This is a genomic window from Acidobacteriota bacterium (assembly GCA_040752675.1).
In the GTDB taxonomy this organism is placed as follows: domain Bacteria; phylum Acidobacteriota; class Polarisedimenticolia; order JBFMGF01; family JBFMGF01; genus JBFMGF01.
Map to the genome: position 1 here is coordinate 1 of JBFMGF010000068.1, position 19,785 is coordinate 19,785.

Annotated in this window: 19 protein-coding genes; 10 read left to right on the forward strand and 9 right to left on the reverse strand. The window is 49.8% G+C overall.

Translation table 11 applies throughout. The annotated features are described in order from the left end of the window. The 8 genes from AB1756_06980 to AB1756_07015 form a co-directional block, all read right to left on the reverse strand. A partial coding sequence (locus tag AB1756_06980) for a response regulator transcription factor (protein MEW5807071.1) occupies positions 1-672 on the reverse strand: 672 nt, incomplete at its 3' end. Between the two features lie 90 nt (positions 673-762). Beyond that, a complete protein-coding gene (locus tag AB1756_06985) occupies positions 763-2,088 on the reverse strand; it encodes a TolC family protein (protein ID MEW5807072.1) in 1,326 nt (441 codons plus the stop codon). 12 nt (positions 2,089-2,100) lie between these two features. Beyond that, positions 2,101-3,219: an ABC transporter permease gene (locus AB1756_06990; protein MEW5807073.1), complete on the reverse strand. Its 1,119-nt coding sequence runs from the start codon at positions 3,217-3,219 to the stop codon at positions 2,101-2,103. Between the two features lie 6 nt (positions 3,220-3,225). Beyond that, on the reverse strand, positions 3,226-4,359 hold the full coding sequence (locus AB1756_06995; GenBank protein ID MEW5807074.1) for an ABC transporter permease: 1,134 nt from the start codon (positions 4,357-4,359) through the stop codon (positions 3,226-3,228). After that, positions 4,356-5,306, reverse strand: a complete 951-nt coding sequence (locus tag AB1756_07000) for an ABC transporter ATP-binding protein (GenBank protein ID MEW5807075.1) — start codon at positions 5,304-5,306, stop codon at positions 4,356-4,358. Before AB1756_07000 ends, AB1756_06995 begins: the two co-directional genes overlap by 4 nt. A 2-nt stretch (positions 5,307-5,308) precedes the next feature. Next, the gene (locus tag AB1756_07005) at positions 5,309-6,244 is read right to left on the reverse strand and encodes an ABC transporter ATP-binding protein (protein ID MEW5807076.1); all 936 of its coding nucleotides are present in this window, start codon (positions 6,242-6,244) and stop codon (positions 5,309-5,311) included. 43 nt (positions 6,245-6,287) lie between these two features. Then, positions 6,288-7,274 carry an efflux RND transporter periplasmic adaptor subunit gene (locus tag AB1756_07010; GenBank protein ID MEW5807077.1) on the reverse strand — a complete coding sequence of 329 codons (987 nt, stop codon included), beginning with the start codon at positions 7,272-7,274 and terminating at the stop codon, positions 6,288-6,290. A 1-nt stretch (position 7,275) separates the two neighbouring features. Next, positions 7,276-7,944, reverse strand: coding sequence for a TetR/AcrR family transcriptional regulator (locus AB1756_07015; protein ID MEW5807078.1), 669 nt, complete (start codon positions 7,942-7,944; stop codon positions 7,276-7,278). 326 nt (positions 7,945-8,270) lie between these two features. On the opposite strand from AB1756_07015, the gene AB1756_07020 reads away from it, so the two are divergent. The 6 genes from AB1756_07020 to speB all read left to right on the forward strand — a co-directional run bounded on the left by AB1756_07020 (position 8,271) and on the right by speB (position 13,383). Beyond that, complete coding sequence (locus AB1756_07020; GenBank protein ID MEW5807079.1) at positions 8,271-9,425, forward strand: ATP-binding protein; 1,155 nt, start codon at positions 8,271-8,273, stop codon at positions 9,423-9,425. Positions 9,426-9,442: 17 nt separating this feature from the next. Further along, positions 9,443-9,592, forward strand: coding sequence for a hypothetical protein (locus AB1756_07025; protein MEW5807080.1), 150 nt, complete (start codon positions 9,443-9,445; stop codon positions 9,590-9,592). A 9-nt stretch (positions 9,593-9,601) separates the two neighbouring features. Continuing rightward, complete coding sequence (locus AB1756_07030; GenBank protein ID MEW5807081.1) at positions 9,602-10,258, forward strand: DUF4412 domain-containing protein; 657 nt, start codon at positions 9,602-9,604, stop codon at positions 10,256-10,258. Positions 10,259-10,772: 514 nt separating this feature from the next. Beyond that, positions 10,773-11,321 carry an arginine decarboxylase, pyruvoyl-dependent gene (locus AB1756_07035; GenBank protein MEW5807082.1) on the forward strand — a complete coding sequence of 183 codons (549 nt, stop codon included), beginning with the start codon at positions 10,773-10,775 and terminating at the stop codon, positions 11,319-11,321. 13 nt (positions 11,322-11,334) lie between these two features. Beyond that, entirely contained in the window at positions 11,335-12,345 is a 1,011-nt protein-coding gene (locus AB1756_07040; protein MEW5807083.1) for a deoxyhypusine synthase, read from the forward strand. 45 nt (positions 12,346-12,390) lie between these two features. Then, on the forward strand, positions 12,391-13,383 hold the full coding sequence (speB, locus tag AB1756_07045; GenBank protein MEW5807084.1) for an agmatinase: 993 nt from the start codon (positions 12,391-12,393) through the stop codon (positions 13,381-13,383). Between the two features lie 38 nt (positions 13,384-13,421). Here speB and AB1756_07050 read toward each other — a convergent pair whose 3' ends face one another. After that, complete coding sequence (locus AB1756_07050) at positions 13,422-13,940, reverse strand: protease complex subunit PrcB family protein (protein ID MEW5807085.1); 519 nt, start codon at positions 13,938-13,940, stop codon at positions 13,422-13,424. Between the two features lie 275 nt (positions 13,941-14,215). Between AB1756_07050 and AB1756_07055 the strand changes: the two genes are divergently transcribed. From AB1756_07055 to AB1756_07070, 4 genes are all read left to right on the forward strand, one after another. Further along, positions 14,216-15,322 carry an ATP-binding protein gene (locus AB1756_07055; GenBank protein ID MEW5807086.1) on the forward strand — a complete coding sequence of 369 codons (1,107 nt, stop codon included), beginning with the start codon at positions 14,216-14,218 and terminating at the stop codon, positions 15,320-15,322. Next, complete coding sequence (locus AB1756_07060) at positions 15,319-16,680, forward strand: sigma-54 dependent transcriptional regulator (protein ID MEW5807087.1); 1,362 nt, start codon at positions 15,319-15,321, stop codon at positions 16,678-16,680. Before AB1756_07055 ends, AB1756_07060 begins: the two co-directional genes overlap by 4 nt. Before the next feature lie 395 nt (positions 16,681-17,075). Further along, positions 17,076-18,371 carry a TolC family protein gene (locus AB1756_07065; protein MEW5807088.1) on the forward strand — a complete coding sequence of 432 codons (1,296 nt, stop codon included), beginning with the start codon at positions 17,076-17,078 and terminating at the stop codon, positions 18,369-18,371. A gap of 2 nt (positions 18,372-18,373) precedes the next feature. After that, positions 18,374-19,780: an efflux RND transporter periplasmic adaptor subunit gene (locus AB1756_07070; protein MEW5807089.1), complete on the forward strand. Its 1,407-nt coding sequence runs from the start codon at positions 18,374-18,376 to the stop codon at positions 19,778-19,780. The last annotated feature ends 5 nt before the right edge of the window (positions 19,781-19,785 follow it).

A 19,785-nucleotide genomic window follows, 5' to 3' on the forward strand; every position in this document is an offset into this window, starting at 1 on the left:
ATCGACCAGAAACTTATAGCCTGCCCCTTTGACTGTCTGTATTCTTTTCGTCTCGCCGAGCTTCTCTCTCAATTTCCTGATATGGACATCCACCGTTCTCGTTTCGCCTGGATAGTCCATTCCCCAGACGTCGATGAGGAGCTTCTCTCTCGTCAGGACCCTGCCTCCAGCCTGTATGAGTGCCTTGAGCAGGGCAAACTCTTTCGCCGTCAGGGGAACAGGCTTCCCTTTCAGCATGACTTCATACCTGGCGAAATCGACTAGGATCTCTCCAAACTTTCTTCTCTCTGCAGGAGTGACTTTCTCTTTCCTCCGGATGACAGCTTTGACCCTGGCGATGAGTTCCCGGATGCTGAATGGTTTTGTGATGTAGTCATCTCCACCCATTTCCAGACCAAGGACCTTATCCACCTCTTCGCTCTTTGCAGTCAGGAAGATGATGGGGATATCTCTCAGGGAGTCGTCCTTCTTAAGTCGCCGGCAGACCTCCAGACCATCTAATTGGGGCATCATGATGTCGAGGAGAATAAGATCAGGGGTAGATTTGTGGATGACGTTCAGAGCATCAAATCCGTTGGAAGCGGTTGAAACCTGGAGACCCTCCTTTTCGAGGTTGTATTTCACAAGCTCGACGATATCCTTTTCATCGTCGACAACCAGAATCCTTGCCATCTCTACCACCCTCTCGCTCAGGATATTATCTTCACGACAGGAGTATTCCGAAAACTCATTTTATAGGATTCTATCTGAAAAATGTAGCTTTCATAGATCCCCCATAGACTTTCTGAGGCGCGAGATGGCGGTGCGATAGTTGTATACCGCCTGGACGTATGTGAGTTCAGCGCGTGCGAGATTCGTCTCTGCATCGAGGAGGTCGGTGATGGTGCCCGCACCCGCTGCGTATCTCTCATTCGCAAGTCGAAGACTTTCCGTGGCGTCTTGGCGGAGAGTCTCCGCCATACGGATCGATTCCCACGCTTCCTGCATCCTAGAAACATTAGTCCAGACTTCCTGCTTGATGGACAGGGCAAGTGACTCGTGTTTGAGCTCTTCCTGGGTCAGCTCGGACCTTGTCTTTGCAAGATTATGAGTCCTTGAATAACTGAAAAGAGGAATCTGCATCACCAACCCGACAGCCCAGTCCTTATCCTGCGGGAAGAAATCGCTATCGAGACGCCCGTAGCTTGCCTGTGCCATCACCCTGGGACCAAAGAAACTTCTCGCTGCGGCTACCTGTGCTCTGCGTGCTTCAATCTGTTTGAGTGATCCTTTGAGGTCTGCGCGCGAGTTTATGGCATGATCCAGAGCCTTGGAAATGTCTGTGAGCGTAAAAGGTTCGATCTTCAGATCAAGCGGGGTGGGAGATAGCACCGTCTCGATCGGCAGCCCCATTGAGGCGTTCAGATTCCCCTGAGCCACTCTGACGTTGGACTCGGCCTGCACGACGGAAAGCTTTGCATTGGATACTTCCACCTTCGCTCTAAGGACGTCGGCAAGCGGGACGGCGCCCACGCTCTTGCGCGTCTCCGCAAGGCGGAGGTGTTCCTCGCTTCTACGAAGGTTCTTCCTTGCCACGGACAGCCCTTCCTGTGCCGCAAGCAAAGAGTAGTAAGACTGATGAACGGCAAAGATGACCTCGTCGTGGCTTCTTGAAGCATACTCTTCTACAGCGGCCTTGCTGGCAAGACTGGCTTGGTGCTGAGCGTTCCTCAGCCCGCTGTCATACAGGGTGTATCCGGCATTCACGGTTAAACTGTAAGAATCAATGGGGCCGACGACGGTAGTGAGACCCGGGAAGGAAAGGCCTTCGGGCAAGAAGGCGTGAGTTTCAAATTTCCTGTAGCCTGTCTGGAATGAAACTTCAGGGTAATAGGCTGCTTTTGCTGCTTGAGCCGCCTCGCCGGCTGCTATGATACCTTCAAGAATGGCCCTGTAATAAGGGTTCTTGTCCAGCGCCACATCCACGCACGCTTCGAGAGTCAATGTATTACTCGTCTGTTCTGATGCATAGGCCGACAGGAATGAGCCGATGAGCAGCAATAAACAGCAATACCGGTTTGTTTTTTGAAAGGCTCGGTGGATACGCATGATTTTATCTCCCTAAACCATAGTTTTCTTGAAGCGGAGAGCCGCAAGGCCAAGCGAGAGAAGAGCTAGAAGAAAGAGCCCCAGCATCTGAGGCCAGAGAAGATCGAACCCTATCCCTTTGAGGAAAACTCCGCGTATGATGACGAGGAAATATCGGATCGGATCCAGATATGTGATCCACTGAACCACGATGGGCATGTTGGCGATGGGGTAGAGGAACCCGGAGAGAAGCAGGGCAGGCTGGATGAAGAAGAAGCCTGTAAGCATTGCCTGTTGCTGAGTCCGGCAGATGGTGGAGATAAGGATGCCGATGCTCAACATGCTGACCAGGTATAGAAGCGTTGAGAGAAAGAGCAGGAGCCTGCTGCCGCGGATCGGGACTTCGAACCAGTAAACCGCCAGGAGGCTGATGAGTATGACGTCGAAGATCCCGATGAGCATGAAGGGGATTGTCTTTCCGAGGATGAACTCAACCCGCCTGATCGGCGTCACCATCACCTGCTCGATGGTTCCGATCTCTTTCTCGCGCACGACGGCCATTGAGGAAAGGGTCAATGTGATAACGGCAAGAAGGAGAGCGATGACTCCCGGAACGTAGAAATTCCGGCTTTCAAGATTCTCATTGAACCAGGCGCGACTCACAAGCGCCACATAACCTGGCCTCACACTGCCGCTGGGAGCTTTGATGACAGGATCCCTGACCAAACCTTCCGTGATCCTGGCCGTATACTTGAGTACGATGCTGGTGGAGTTGGAGTCGGTCCCATCCAGAAGAAGCTGCAGGGGAGCGCTCCGGCCCGATCTCATGATTTCGCCGAACCCTTTGTTGAACTTCAAGACCAGGCAGACGCGGCCATGATCCAGAAGGTCCTTTACCTGATCATCGTTGCTGACGTACTCAACGATTTTGAAATAATCCGAGGCAACGAATCTCGCGATGACTTCCCGGCTCTCGTAACTGTTGTCCGGGTCGTAAATGGCCGTGCGGATGTTTTTGACGTCGGTGGTAACGACGTAGCCGAAGATAATGATCTGGATGAGCGGGGCTATGAAGATAACAGTCCTCATCCTAGGGTCCCGGAAGACCTGAATGAACTCCTTGATGAGCATGTGCTTGAGACGTTCGAACATAAGACATCACTCCATCTTCTTCTTGAATCTGATGAGAGCCACGAAAAGCACAAGCAACGCGAAGGCGACCAGAAAGATTCCCTCGATGGCGAGGACCTCGATTCCCACCCCCTTGAGGTAGAGGCCGCGCAGAAGCGTGACGTAGTAACGGGCCGGCACGAGATAGGTTATGAGCTGAAGGACCAGGGGCATGTTGGCAATATCGAACATGAAGCCGGAGAGGAGGAAGGCGGGAAGGAAGGTCACCAGAAAGGCAAGCTGGCTAGCGAGAAGCTGCGTTTTTGCTGCTATGCTGATGAGGATTCCTAGGCTAAGTGCCCCGATGAGAAATGCGGAAGACATTATAAAAAGCAGAGCGACATTTCCTCTTAAGGGAACGCCGAAGAGATACTTCCCCATGAGAACGCTGAGAAGCAAATCGAACATCCCGATCAGGAAATACGGGACGAGCTTGCCCAGAACGAGTTCTACTGCTTTCAGAGGGGTGGAGATGACCTGTTCCATCGTCCCGGTCTCCCATTCTCTTGCCACCGTGAGAGAGGTAAGGAGAGCGGCGATGATCATCATGATGACTGCAATCAGGCCGGGGACGATGAAATGCCTTGATTCCATCTCCGTGTTGAACCATACGCGAGGACGCACATCCATCGGCATCTCGATCTTCCTTCCTCCGAGCTGCCTGATCTGTTGAAGTATGATCTCCTGAGAGTATGTCCACGTAATGCCTTCAGCATACCCGATGACGATGTTGGCCGTGTTCGCGTCGCTCCCGTCGGCAATAAGCTGGACTTCCACTTTTTTCCCTCCCAGGATGTTGCGGGCAAAGTTCGAAGGGATCACGAGCGCGATGTAAGCACAACGGCTATCGATCGCCCTTTCGATCTCCCGGTAATTGTCGGTCGTACCGATCAACTGGAAGTAAGGAGAAGCAGAAAAATGGCTGATGTAATCGCGGCTCTCCGGAGTCCCACTCTGGTCCCATACTATGAAGGGAACGTCGTCCACGTCGAGTGTAAGTGCGTAACCAAAAAGCATCAGAAGAATCACAGGGATTGCAATTCCGATCCATAGGGCGCGCGGATCCCTCATGACGTGGATGAACTCCTTTCTAACGACTGCCCAGAGGCGCAGCAAATTCACCGTTTCACCTCCTCCTGTTCCCTGTCGCGGGCTTCGATGAGTGAGACGAAGACGTCTTCCAGAGAGGGAACGATCTTCTCCACCTTTTCGATGGCAAAGCCATGATCAGTTAACCTTTTTTCCATGGCGGAAATCACCAGAGCAGCATCGCTCACGACAACGTGAAGTCCTTTTCCGAAGAGGGCAACCTCTTTGACGCCGGAGATTCTGGCAAGATGGTCCATCGCCTCCTGGGGTTCGCTGCAGAGAACTTCCACTACCTCCTGTATCAACCGCGACTTCAGCTCTGCAGGAGTTCCGACGGCAACCAGCTCGCCTCGATAGATGAGCCCAAGACGGTCGCAGTACTCAGCCTCTTCCATGTAGTGTGTTGTGACGAAGACTGTAACGTCGCGTCCCGCCATCTCGTAGATCAGGTCCCAGAAGCTCCTGCGGCTCAGCGGGTCCACTCCTGATGTCGGCTCGTCCAGGAATAGAATGGGCGGTTCATGAAGAACGGCACAACCCAGCGATAGACGCTGCTTCCACCCCCCGGGTAAGAAGCGCGTTTGTGTTTTGCGATGCTCCTTCAGTCCTGCCATTGAGAGGACCCATTCCTTGCGTTTCTCCTTCTTGTCCCTTGGGATTCGGTAGATGCCGCTGTAAAAATTGATGTTCTGTTCGACCGTCAGGTCTTCGTAAAGGGAGAACTTCTGGCTCATGTAACCGATGTGAGACTTGATGGCTTCCGGCTGTGTGGCCACATCGAACCCGGCAACAGTTCCAGTTCCTGATGAGGGTTCCAGGAGCCCGCAGAGCATCCGGATAGTAGTCGATTTGCCCGCGCCATTGGGCCCGAGGAAGCCGAATATTTCACCTTTTCTCACGTCCAGGCAGATCCGGTTGACGGCGATGAAATCACCGAAACGTTTCTCGAGATTCCTTATCGTGACCATGTATTCCTGCATCATTAGTTGCTTCTCCCGAGGACTGAGATGAAGACGTCTTCCAGCGAGGGGGCGACGACGCGAATGCTCAGGAGTTTGAAACCCGATGTCCTGAAGCTGCTAGCGATTGAATCGGCCGTCTGCCCGGGGGTGAGTGTTGCGATGTGGATCCGATCGCCGAAGAGCCCCACCGACTCCGCCTTCAACTCGCGGCGCAGAAGTGAGGTCGCCTCTCTTGCGCGATCCGACTGGATCTCCAGGATCTGGCCGTGCATCAGTTCTTTGACCCGCGAGGGAATGTCGCACGCGAGGAATTTACCCTTGTGCATTAATGCCACACGGCTGCAACGCTCAGCTTCATCCAGATAGGCAGTGGAAACGAAGATTGTCACCCCTTCCTTGAGGAGCTGATAGAGGATTCGCCAGAAATCCCGGCGCGATACCGGATCGACCCCGTTTGTCGGTTCATCAAGGAAGAGCACGCGGGGTGTATGGATGAGGGCACAAGCCAGCCCCAGTTTCTGTTTCATTCCGCCGGAGAGATCCCCTGATAGGCGCTTCTTGAAGGGGGTTAGATTGCTGAATGAGAGGAGACGGTTGATCCTTTCCTCGCGTCCCTTCCTTGGAACACCGTAAATGTCAGCGTAGAAGAGGATGTTCTCCATCACCGTGAGATCGGCGTACAATCCGAACCTCTGGCTCATGTAACCGATCTGTTTTTTGATCTTTTCTGCCTCACGGACGATGTGCCTGCCATTCACCCATGCATCACCGGAGGTAGGTTCCACGATACCTGTGAGGAGGCGCATTATAGTCGTCTTTCCGGCTCCATCGGGGCCGACCATGCCGAAGATCTCGCCCTCCCTGACATCGAGTGATAGTGCATCAACGGCCGTGAACTCACCGAAACGCTTCGTGAGCTCCACGGCTTTTATGGCCGATTCCATCTCGTCTTTCATAACTCCTATCCCTTCATTCATTTATCCCTTGGAATAAAGCCGTTCAGTCCTGCAGCAATATCTCTGCGTCGGCGGGCATACCCGGCTTTAGCTCACGGTCCAGATTGGGAATCTCCACCTTGATGCGATAGACCAGCTTGACCCTTTCCTTCTGTGTCTGAACGCTCTTTGGCGTGAACTCCGATTCCGAAGCGATGAAAGAGACATGCCCCTGATATACTTTCCCGGGGTAAGTATCGGCTGTTACCTTCACTTTTTGACCGATCTTCACGCGGCCGAGGTCGGTTTCGTCCACGTAAGCGCGCAGCCAGACATGAGAGATGTCGCCCACGGTGACTACCGGTGTCCCGGGTGCAACGAATTCCCCCGCTTCTGCGTTCTTGGAGAGGATGATCCCGTCGATGGGGGAGAGGATGGTCGTGTTTTCCATCTGGCGCTGGGCGATGCCGAGTGTCGCTTCTGCCTGCTTGAGTGTGGCGCGCGCCACTTCAATTCTCTCGATGCGAGGTCCCTCTCTCAGGAGGGCAAGTCGCTCTTCTGCCTGCTTCAACCGTGCCTCTGCCATGTCATGCGCTGCGCGGGCCGCTTCGAACTCCATTGCCGAAATGACCTCTCTGGCGAAAAGCTTCTGCTGCCTATCGAAATCGGATCTGATCCTTTCCAGATCGGCCTTTGCGCTGATCACGGCAGCTTCTCCTTCCTTGATCTCTTCAGGTCTGAATCCTCTTTCGAGTTCGGCAAGTGTGGCACGCGCCGCGGCAACGAGAGCCATCTGGCGTTCCACTTCTCTTGCAATCTCAACGCTATCAAGACGGGCGATGATCTGGCCTTTCTTCACATCCTGACCTTCTTCGACGAGCCTCTCCATAAGCAAGCCGCCAGTCTTGAAGCTGAGCTCCACTTCCGTCAACTCGATGTTTCCAGACACACGCAGTGCGCCGCTGACCTTGTCATTGCGAGTTGTGTAATAGACGATGCCTGCGGCTAGCACTGCAGCGATGATGACGCCAGCGATGATGATTCTTCTCATTTCAAATCCTCCGCAGTGAGTGCGATTTATGGGATTCTGTCTTTATGCCATTCAAGATGATGTCCGCAACATGCTCTCCGATGCTCCTGGTAAACTTGACGGTCCGTATTCCCGGGCTGCCGCTCGCCTTGATCCGTTCACGGACCGGCTCGGTTGCAGCCATGACGATGATGCTGCCGATGATGCTTAAATGAGTCATCAGTGGATCTACCGGCCGGAATCGTCTCTCTCGTTGTCCTTCCTCAAGGAGGGCTCGCACCTTCTGAAAGATCCCAGTCCATTCTTTGAGGACAGGCTCTGGCAGGTTGATGGCGCCGGTCGCCAGTTCGCGAAGAATAAGGCGAGGGTAGTGGGGGGAAGCCGTTGCTGCCTGGGCTATTCCGGTGATCAGAGTCCTCAACTTATCTTCGCTGCTGCTTGCCGCTTCGATGCTGTCTCCGATACGTTCCCAGGTCCCGTGGATCACGCTAAGAATGACGGCCGCATACAGTGAAGCCTTATCGCCGAAGTGGTAGTAGAGCATCGCCTTGTTGATACGGGCGCGGCGGGCAATCTCATCAACCCGGGCTCCCGCGAACCCCTCCTCGGCGAAAACCTCCGAAGCCGCTGTAATGATCCGCTGCGTGACCGATTTTCCTTCGGGTTGTTTTTCCGCTCTCTTTCTTTCCATATCCCGGCTCCATTAAATAACCAGTTAGTTTAACTAAATAGTTGTTTAAATATACAACCGCTTCTCCATTTCGTCAAGTGGTCCCCTGCGAATCACTTTCATAGGATAAGAGCTTGGTTTTTGCACATTGTGACGTTTCACATATCCCAAGCAAGGGTCAGGCCATGATTCTCAATCATGGATTATGCTGAGATCAGCATAACCCATAGTAACGAATCACGACTTGACTCTTTTCAGGGATATGTAACGATAATGCTCGGCTCTCGCTACATACTATATGCGAATAGTTTTGCATATAGTATTACTATATGCTAATATGTTGGCATATGGTACCACGAACGTACTGGCTCAATCTGATAGAATCTGCATGGAAGAGGAAATCCGTCGTCTGGCTCTCCGGAGTACGACGGGTCGGGAAAACCTTTCTCTGCAAGAGCATTCAGAACATCGAATACTTCGACTGTGAACTACCGCGGGTGCGAAAGCAGATGGAAGATCCTGAGGGATTCCTTGCCACTCTCGGGAAAAAGAAGGTCGTCTTGGATGAAATTCATCGTCTTTCCAATCCATCCGAGCTTCTGAAGATCGCTGCCGATCATTTCCCGTCAGTAAAGCTCATCGCAACAGGATCTTCCACTCTCCAGGCTTCTACACGCTTTCGCGACACTCTGTCGGGAAGAAAAACCGACATCTGGCTTACTCCCATGAATTCATCCGATCTGACGGATTTCGGCAATCACGACCTTGCACATCGTTTCCTCAGAGGAGGGCTTCCCCCATTCTTCATGAGCCCTCATCTTCCTGAGAGAGACTTCCAGGATTGGATCGATTCATACTGGGCGCGAGACATCCAGGAACTCTTCAGACTGGAACGACGACACTCTTTTCAGAAATACATGGAGATGCTCTTTGCTCAGAGCGGCGGTCTGTTCGAAGCGAACCGCTTCGCAAAGCCTTGTGAGGTAAGTCGCGGAACCATCAGCAATTACCTTTCGGTTCTTGAAGCTACCTGGATCATCCACGTCATCCGCCCATTTTCAACCCGCCGCTCCGTCGAGATCATCGCCGCTCCTAAAACATATGCTTTTGATACAGGCTTCGTCTGTTATTACCGCGGATGGCATCACCTGAGAGACGATGACTTCGGTTTGCTTTGGGAGCACTGGGTGCTCAATGAAATGCAAAGCCACCTGCAAGCCCCCATTGTCCATTACTGGCGCGATAAACAAGGCCACGAGATTGACTTCATTCTCATTCCCCGAGGTAGGAAACCGATAGCGATTGAGTGCAAGTGGAAAGCCGAGAATTTCGATCCAACGAATCTGAAAGTTTTTCGAAACCAGTATCCCGACGGGCCGAACTGGGTCGTTTGCCAAGATGTGCTTCATACATACACACGGATCCATGCAAACATGAAAGTAACGTTCATGGGAACCGGCGATCTGCGCACGCATATCGAACGGATTTTCCCGAAAAAATAAGCACAGGAAAATCGAAGATGATGAAACGCAATTTGATCACAGCATTGATGATCGCATTTATATTGACATGGATCGGGCAGGCATCGGCGGGATGGGTCATCGACCAGGCCGTGAAGGGAGATGAAAAAGGAGGAGATGCAGGTAACAGTCATCAAATGATGCTTTAGACAAACCAGATGAAGACCACGGTCTTTCAGGCCGGGAAACCGGTCTCCGCATTCATCATGGATCTGAGCGCACAGATGATCACGCAGATAAACTATGGAGACAGGTCTTACATCACGTCCACCATCCAGGAGTTCGTTCAGACTATGAAAGGGGCGGTGAACACCGCGATGAAACAGATGGAAGAAGCGTTGAAACAGGTCCCACCCGAGCAACGCAAGATGATGGAAGAGATGATGCGCTCACAGATGCCGAAGCAGGAGGATTGTCCGGAGGCCAAGACGGAGCTTCGGAGGACTGGGCACCAGGAGACGATCGCAGGATACACCGCCATTCGCTACGATGTCTTGGTCGATGGCAAAATGACCTCGGAACTTTGGATCTCCAAAGGAATCGACGCATGGAAAGAGATAGACCCTGAAAAGCTCCAGAAGCTCTCCGCAGAGTTCGAAAAGCTTGCCGGATGCGGCAACAAGACAGGGTTGTCAGTCTCCGATCCTTCATGGAAGGTCGTTGCGGAAGGATTTCCCATGAGGACAGTAATGAAGATGGGGGAAGTAACGGTGATCGAACTCGTGAAAGCCGAGAGCAAAGCGATCCCCGCAGCAGAATTTCAGCCCCCGGCCGGATTTGCCCGGAAGACCTGGCAGGAGATGATGCACCAATAGAGGAAGACTGTTCCTTACAGTTTCCCGCTCTTCTGCAGGATATCCTTTAGATTGACGATATGAGTCTCTCTCAGCTTGTTTAAAGAATCGTAGAAAAAACCTGATGTCAAGCGGAATTTTCTTGGATGTCATAAAGGATGACGCGCCCTGCGCGAAGCTCTGATATTTTAATACATACCCGGAGGCTATCAGAATGAGGAAGCTGCACGCTGGGTTGTTTTCTTTGATAGAAGCGTCTGGCTTGCCTCTTGCTAAATAGCCGAGGGGAGCGAATGATTCATATTCATTTTTAAATCTGCTTTGATCGGCTCTGGCTCCTGTTCAAAGCTCTCGCTCCTGGAGGGCGAAGTTACTGGAGGAGGGGCTTCGCCCTCTTGTTTTATCCGCCCACCATGAAATATTCAATATGCTGTCAAATAAGAATTGACAAGCGTCTAATTCTTTCTATAATCAAAACCGATGAAAAATCTATTACGCAAACTGTTCGGAAAGATGAAGGGGGAAAACGGATAAAATGACGTACGTTCCAACAAAACTATTTCTTACAAAGGGAGTGGGAAAACACAAGGAGAAGCTCGCCAGTTTTGAGATGGCTCTGAGGAAGGCAGATATTGCCCATTTGAATCTTGTCAGAGTATCGAGCATCTTCCCGCCGCACTGTAAGCTTATTTCCAAGAACTCCGGGATGAAGTATCTAAAGCCTGGCCAGATCACACACGTCGTCATCAGTGAATGCTCAACAAACGAGCCGCACCGGCTCATCGCTGCATCCGTGGGCGTTGCTCTCCCTAAGAATCCAGACAACTATGGATACCTCTCCGAACACCACGCGCACGGGCAGGTCGAGGAGAACGCTGGCGATTACGCCGAGGATCTTGCAGCTTCGATGCTGGCTACTATCCTGGGAGTTGAATTCGATCCGGACAAGAGTTGGAACGAGAAAAAAGAGATCTGGAAGATCAGCAGCGAGATATTCAAGACCACGAATATCACCCAGTCTGCCATCGGTGATAAGACGGGGCTATGGACGACGGTCATTGCCGCAGCCATTCTTATTGCATGAAGGACAACCAGCGATGAGCAAATTCCTGAAAAATCCTGTTGAACCATTTGAGGTAAATGGGAAAAAGAAGATCGATGCCATCCTTGATGATATGGGGAAGACCTCCTTTCAGGGAAGAAATCTTTCCCGGGCTTTCAGGGTATGGCAGAACATGCTCGAAGAGGATGCCTTCATCTTCTTCGGGCTTGCGGGAGCAATGGTCCCTGCCGGGATGAGGAAGATCGTCTCCTACCTGATAGAGAACAGGATGATCGATTGCATCGTTTCTACCGGTGCCAATCTCTTTCACGATACATGCGAGACGATCGGCTACAGGCACTACATCGGAAGCCCTAACGCAGACGACCTGGAACTTCTAAAACACGGGGTTGACCGCATCTACGATACCTTCGCCAGCGAGAAGGAGTTCGAGAAGGTCGATGTCTACATTTATAGATTTGCAGAGAGTCTGGATCGATCGAGGGTCTATACGACGCGAGAATTTCTCAACCTGCTTGGCAAAGAGCTCCTCAAAAAATTTGGCAACGAGGGAATTGTTTCGACGGCAGCCAGGGTGGGAATTCCTGTTTACTGTCCTGCCATCGGGGACTCCTCCATCGGGATCGCTCTTGCAGCCTTCGACAGCGGCAGAGACGGATTCTTTAAATTCGACGTCGTCGGAGATGTCCGAGAGACGGCTGAGATAGTCATGAAAAACAGGACCACGGGAGTCATCTACATCAGTGGCGGCACTCCGAAGAATTTCATTCAGCAGACTGAGGTCACGGCTCCTATGATCGACAAGGTTAAGGTGGGGCATAAATACGCCATCCAGATTACGGCAGATTCGCCTAACTGGGGAGGGCTTAGCGGCTGCACATTCGAGGAGGCCCAATCATGGGGAAAGATCTCTAAAAATGCGATGATGGCTTCCGTCAACTGCGATTCGACGATAGCTCTTCCGATCATTGCATCTGCCCTCGCTGCCCGTTACGGCAATCGGATGAAAAAGCGCCCGCTGAAGAAATATCCCTTTAATATGTAGCCGGTATCCCATCGAAGAAATATTTTTAATGAATGATTGGCTCTTATGAAAAATCCTGGCAAGTTAAGAAAAAGAAGAGTCTTTGGCGGTGAGGAAGCCGTCATCGGCGGTTATGAGCAATCCCGTGTAGCCGTGCTGCCTGTACCATACGAGGCGACGACGACCTATGGAAAGGGAACCAGGAACGGGCCAGAGGCCATCCTTAGAGCCTCGGAGAATATGGAGCTGTACGATGAAGAGATCGGCGCAGAGATCTTCAAAATTGGAATCCACACTCTGCCTCCGCTCTCTTTTAAATCGAAGGACCTCCTGCCGGGAGCTATCAAACATGGCGGAAGAGTGGGGAGGGAAGGTTGCAAATCAGCTTTTGAACTGATCGAGGACAGGGTAAGATCTCTTCTCAATGATGGGAAATTCCCTGCGATCCTCGGTGGCGAGCATTCGATCACTCCTTCTGTCGTCTCGGCCTTCATGAGCGGACTCAAGCATTGTGATCTGACCGTGGTTCAACTTGATGCACATGCAGATCTTCGCGATAGCTACCTCGGCTCGAAGTTCAACCATGCCTGCGCTATGGCGCGCGTCACCGAGATGTGCCATGCCGTCCAGATCGGCATCAGGAGCATGTCGTTTGAAGAGAGCCAAAAAATAAAAATATCGTCAAGAAGAGCTGAAAGCAAGAATCCGTTCATGTATCAAACTGAGCCTGGGAGGAACTGGATCGTCTTTGCTTCGGACATGCAGGATGAAGGATGGATCGATAAGATCCTTCCGAAAATCTACGGTAAAGTCTATCTGACGATAGACCTTGATTATTTCGACCCCTCCATCATGCCCTCCGTTGGAACACCTGAACCAGGAGGAGGGCACTGGCATCACACGCTCGAGTTTCTGAAAAAACTCTCCAAGAAAACTCATATCGTTGGCCTTGACGTCGTCGAGCTCTGTCCGCAGAGAGGAAACCCTGCCTCGGATTTCCTCGCCGCCAGGCTCATCTCTAAAGTCCTCGGCTACATCTTTCACAGAGACCTTCGATAACTCTTTGGGAAGATCGATAGGGTTGTGCAATCGGTGCTCTACGGACAGTACAGCTCTTTTATGTGGTGCTGAAATTCTGCCGGACCTTCATATTTTTCAATCTTCACGGCCTCTACCGGAGTCACAATCATATCAAGACAGAAGCAGTTCTTCCCCGGGACGATTTCATCATAATCCACTTCAAGTTTCTGTCCGGTTTTCGTCACACAGGTTATATCCACTCCATAGCAACTGTTCGCCCTTCTCCCGAGCGCCACGTAAACTGCCGTCTCTCTTTCAAAATCGATAAGGGTCGTGTCGCAGGGAGGTTTGGGCTCGATAAGAGCGTAGACTTTATCCCAGAATTCACACCACTCCTTCTCATTGTTGATGAGTCCTTGAGCAGGTTCACCAAAGCCCGAGAGATTTTCATTTAGAACCTCGGTAAAAGGAATGCCGTTGCAGGGCTTCGGTTCATCTCCTGGAGGCTTGGGCTTCTTACCGGCAGTGGATTGAGAGACTGGAATCAAAAGAGATAGAACAACCAAGAGTATCAGGATTTTATGAATCTTTTTCATATGCTCCTCCCTCACAATGTAGGGTTATTTGATTGGTATATTTTTTTAAAATAATACTTGAATTTACTTACTGAGTCAATGCAAATTTTGTAAATGACATTAACAGAAAATTTGTTTTTCGACTAAAGAAATAGCATCAGGATGAAAATGCTGCTAAACTTATTGCTGCTAGGGTTGACCAGATTTGTTGCTTCTTTCAGAATTTAATCATGACATACGATGCTTAGCCTTTCAATTCTTTCTATTAACAAAACCTTCAAGTCATCTTGATAAAAATGACGAACAGTAGCAGGTTAACACATAACAAGGCAGCCAGAATCGGTTCTATCATCGCAATAATTATTCTCATCACATTTCTCCATTATTCCACCCCCACTGCAAAGGCATATTTTCACAACGTATACCAGAGGCTCTATTACATTCCAATAATCCTGTCCTGCTACTGGTTCGGGTTCTTTGGAGGGGTGGGCTCAGCCCTCATCATTACGATTCTCTATATTCCCCATGTTACCATCCACTGGAAGCATGAGGAGACCTACCAGTTTAACCAGATTGTTGAAATTGTAATGTTTTTCACGATTGGAGCCATTGCTGGCTATCTATCGGACAGGGAGAAGAGGCAAAGGGAGAGGTATATAAGGACTGCTGAAGAGAGGGATCATGCATTTAAAGAACTTCAACAAACCTTTGAGCGCCTGAGACTTCTCGACAGACTATCGACCCTCGGCAAGCTGTCCGCAGGCATGGCCCATGAGATCAAGAATCCCCTGGCAGGAATCTACGGCTCCATGGAAATACTTGAGAAAGAGTTTGATGAGGAGAACCCAAAATATGAATTTGTTCAGATTCTCAAAAAGGAGATCAACCGTCTCACAGGTATTGTCAACAGGTACCTTGAACTTGCCAGACCGCGCAAGCCTGAAAAGTCTGTCAGCAATTTGAACGATACAGTGAAATCACTGATAGAGATATGCTCAAGACAGGCTGAAAAGGATGGCATCACAATAAAATCAAATCTTGATCCAGCGCTCCCTGACACGCTTCTTGATGAAGGACAGATAAGGCAGGCCATTCTGAACATTCTGATCAATGCCATGGAAGAAACACCGGGGGGAAAATCCATAGAGGTAGAAACGGGAATTTTAGAAAAGAAGATTTTTGTTTCCATAAGAGATCAGGGGAAGGGCATTTCAGAAAGTGACATGGGAAAACTCTTCGACCCATTTTTTACAACTAAGAAAGAGGGAACAGGTCTTGGCTTGCCCATAGCTTTTCAGATCATAACAAATCATGGCGGAGAGATCCGCGTAAAAAATGACCTTTCAGGCGGAGCCATTTTTACTATTCTGCTTTCCATGGAAACTCCGGGAGGGGCATCTTGAAGAAGAAGAGGATTCTACTAATAGACGATGATGAAAGCCTGAGAAGAATCGTGGAGTTCAATCTGACAGAGGATGGGTATGAAGTCGTAAGTGCTGCGGATGGGATCACCGGATTCAATCTCTTTAAGAATGAGAATTTTGATCTCGTCATCGCGGACATAAGAATGCCGGGAATGGATGGCATAGACCTTCTAAATCGAATTAAGACCATCTCCTATGATGCCATCGTCATCATCATTACGGCTCATGGAACCATAGAATCCGCCATAGAAGCCATGAAACTTGGGGCCTTTGATTTCATCACAAAACCTTTCTCGAAAAACCAGCTCAGCATAATTGTGAAAAAGGCTTTTGAGTATGGAAGGCTCATGGAAGAGAACAGAAACCTCAGGAGAATGGTTCAGGACCGATACTCTTTTGAAAATATTGTTGGAAAATCTCAATCGATGGAAGCCCTGTACAGAAGCATCACCAGAGTCGCCATGGTTGATAGTTCCGTCCTGATTTCTGGTGAGAGCGGTACGGGTAAGGAACTCTTTGCCAGAGCGATTCACTTCAATAGCTCCAGAGCACAGGAACCTTTCATAACAGTCAATTGCAGTGCCATTCCTGAACACCTGTTCGAATCCGAGCTCTTCGGGCATAGAAAGGGAGCATTCACGGGAGCCGTGTCGGATAAGGTGGGAAAGTTTGAAGCAGCGGATGGGGGAACAATATTTCTTGATGAAATTGCAGAAATCCCTCTCCACCTTCAATCGAAAATTTTAAGAGTTCTCCAGGAGGGAGAGATAGATAAAATCGGATGGGTTCATCCCATCAAAGTAGATGTTCGGGTCATTTCTGCAACAAACAGGAAGCTTGAAAAACTTGTTTCGGAAAATAAATTCAGGGAAGATCTCTACTATAGACTCAACATAGTCCCTCTTCACATCCCTCCTCTAAGAGAGAGAAAGGATGACATTCCCCTTCTGGCAGACTACTTTATGAGAAAATTTTCAGAAAGGTTTGGAAAGGTAGGCCTCCATCTTGAAAAAGAGACTTTCAAGTACTTTGAAAAACACGATTGGCTTGGCAATGTGCGTGAGCTTGAGAACACCATTGAAAGACTTGTTGTCATGAGCCAGGGTAACTCTATCAAGGCTGAAGATCTTCCCGACAATATGCTGCATCCAAAGGTTGAATCGGAAGGTATTGTAGGCTCCCTCCCAAAAGAAGGAGTAGCTCTGGATGAAATTGAAAGAGATGTCATAAGAAAGGCTCTTGAATTGAATAGCTGGAATCAGAGCAAAACGGCAAGTTTTTTAAAAATCAGCAGGCAAACCCTCCTTTACAGAATGAAGAAGCACAAGATTGGATAAGCCTGTTTTAAAAGAGACACCAAGTGTTTCTTTTCAAACATTAACTGTATTTATCAGTCCCACATTCCTCGCTACACCTATCCCCCGATGGGGCTCTTCCATTTCGGGCGGATGGTGTTGCTTTGCCTCCGCCACCAGCCGATTATCATTTTTCCTTCAGGGTTAAAGGCTTACTTCGCTAAAATCATTTAAATAAAGATAACTTCTCCATGGGGAGCTTTTGCAGCCAGAAACAATCTTGCTCTGAAATAACTAACATTCTATAAAAGAGTTATAATTTGTGAGGATGGATCACTTACGATGCAAGGATAAAGTAAAATGGATCCCGGATTTTTTGGCACTTTCATTGCTCAATGTTAACTCCATTTTTGGAATCCTGATTTGAAGGGTGAGAGATGAGTCTAATAAAAAGATATTTCATGGTATTTCTGCCACTTGCGATCTTCATGCAACTATTGCCCTCGTATTCCGGGGAACAGGAAGAGGGGGAAGCGGATTTTTCTGGAACTCTCGAACTTGATTCTTTAATCTTGTATGCCATTGAACATAATCCAGAACTCGAATCTTTAAGAAAGCAAATTGAAGCTGCAAATTCGAGAATACCCCAGGCCAGAGCCCTTGAAGATCCGATGTTTGAAATTGAAGTTGATTCTGTTCCGATTGACACCATCAATCTCTCCGAAGCCATGCAGATAAAGTACACGGCGACTCAAAGGATGCCATTCAGAGGAAAACTCTCCCTTCAGGGTGACATCGCTTCCAAAAGCGCCATAGCGTTAAAAGACATTTTTCATGATAGAGAAAGGGAAATCATTTCAAAAGTCAAGAAGTCCTACTATAAGATCTATCTTGCGGACAAATCCATCCAGATCAACAGAGAAAACAAAAAAATCATGACCGAACTTGAAGAAATTGCCAGGACAAAGTATTCCGTTGGTGAAGGGACTCAGCAAGATGTGTTGAAAGCTCTTGTGGAACTGATCAATCTTGACAATGAGTTGATCCTTCTGGAACAGGAAATGGAATCAGCCAGGGCAGAGCTGAACAGGCTATTGAATCGCCCCAGCCTTGCACCCATCGGGATGCCTCGCAATTTTGAATACAAAGAGTTGAAAATCTCCATCGATTCTCTTCAGAAGGCTGCACTTGAGAGAAGGCCGATTCTCACGTCACTTCAAAATATGATTGAAATGAATAAATTGGCACTTGCTCTTTCAAAAAAGCAGTATTACCCCGACTTCAGCACAGGTTTTTCATATGGCCAGACGAACATGGGCAGAGACAGGTGGAGCCTCATGGTTGGCTTGAATATCCCTCTCTGGTACAGGAAAAAACAGGCCTACGGTGTCATTGAGGCAGAGAATAATCTTAAATCGAGCATGGCAGACTACGAGGCAGCAAGGAATCTTGTACTCTTTGAGGTGCGCGATTCATACTTGAGAGTGTCGTCAAGTTTCAAAAAGCTTGAACTCTATAAAGATGGAATCATACCCCAGGCAGAACAATCTTTTAAATCAGCCATCGCCGGGTATAAAACCAATCTCATTGATTTTCTGACCCTTCTCGACAACTGGAGAACTCTCCTCAGATTCTGGCTTGATTACCATTCCCTCCTCGCTCAATATCAACAAGACCTGTCCGATCTTGAATTCGCAGTTGGAGGAACATTATCTGAAATATCAGGAGAATAGAAATGACTGTCTCAAAGAGATCAAAATTTATTATTTTCATAGGAGTGCTGGCCATTATTGTTATCGTGCTGGGATTTTCCCTTTATTCAACGGACCTTATTCCCTTCGTCTTCAAGGGAGGTCAGGAGCAAAAGACCTCTTTAAAGTATCACTGCCCGATGCATCCGGTGATCATTTCCGACAAGCCGGGCGACTGTCCCATCTGCAACATGCGGCTTGTGCCAATCGCGGAGCAACAGGGCACGCCCGTGACTACCAGTAAAAAGAAAATCATGTACCGCTCCACGATGAACCCCGTCGAAATCAGCGACAAGCCAGGCAAGGATTCAATGGGTATGGACATGGAGCCGTTCGAGGTCGAGGAGGGCGAGGGAGGATCGACGGTGAGCAGTCTCGCGACAGTTTCTATCGCTCCGGCAGCCCGCCAGCGAATGGGGTTGACTCTGGGCTTCATTGAGAAACGCGAACTTTCGCGTGACATCCGTACTTCGGCGCGCATCGTGGCTGATGAAACGCGGTTGTTCAGAGTTACAACAAAGGTCGAGGGCTGGGTGGACACACTGTTCATCAACGTCACAGGCCAGGAGGTCAGGAAGGGTGAACCATTGCTGGCTATTTACAGTCCAGAACTGGTTTCAGCCCAGCAGGAATACCTCTTGGCGATTCAGACCGTCAAAGAATTGGCGCGGAGCTCGAACGACAATGTGTTGCGCAGTGCGGACATGTTGCTCGAGGCAGCGTTACGGAGGTTGCAGCTCTGGGATATCAGCGACGATCAGATCAAACGGCTCGAACAGACGGGTCAGGTTGAAAAGAATCTGACGCTTTATGCGCCCGCCAGCGGGTGGGTGATCGAAAAAAACATACTGGCAGGTCAGAAGATCATGCCCGGAGACTCGCTTCTGGTCATCGCCGATCTTACTCATGTGTGGGGCGACGCCGATATCTATCAGTCAGACCTGCCGTACGTGAAGGTCGGGATGCCGGTTGAAGTCACGATTCCCTTCTGGGAAAGCAAGACTTTCAAAGGCACGGTGACGTTCATTACGCCGACACTCGATGCTCAGACACGCACCGTGAAGGCACGTCTGGACATTGAAAACCCGGAGCTTCTGCTCAAGCCTGAGATGTACGCCAACGCTCGACTTTTCTACTCCTTAGGTGAGATGTTGGCAATTCCCGAAGCTGCCATTATGCGCACGGGCGAACAGATATATGCGTTCAAGGAGGCAGGCGATGGTCGGCTCATTCCCATCCAGATCAAGATCGGCCCGCGCGCGGATGGCTTTTTCCAGTTGCTGTCAGGTCTGAACAAGGGGGATAGGGTTGCCACATCTGCGAACTTCCTTGTAGACTCGGAGTCGCAATTGAAGGCAGCGCTGGAAGCCGTGGGAGGGCACAAGCATTGATCCCA